The sequence below is a fragment of the Leyella stercorea genome (assembly GCF_021531655.1).
The window spans coordinates 1-204 of the sequence record NZ_JADYUF010000142.1 but is presented as its reverse complement, the minus strand read 5'-3'; the positions used below and the strand labels follow the sequence as shown (position 1 = coordinate 204).

Annotated in this window: 1 tRNA gene; it reads left to right on the top strand. The window is 49.0% G+C overall.

The annotated features are described in order from the left end of the window. A tRNA-Asp gene (locus I6E49_RS14360) sits at positions 1–74 on the top strand. The last annotated feature ends 130 nt before the right edge of the window (positions 75–204 follow it).

Here is a 204-nt window from a genome sequence, read left to right as displayed (position 1 = left end):
GGTGCGTTAGTTCAGTTGGTTAGAATACATGCCTGTCACGCATGGGGTCACGAGTTCGAGTCTCGTACGCACCGCCTCTGATTACCGTTTTTAAGGCAACAAAGCAATCGTCTTTAACGCAGACAAAAGAAAGGTGCGTTAGTTCAGTTGGTTAGAATACATGCCTGTCACGCATGGGGTCACGAGTTCGAGTCTCGTACGCAC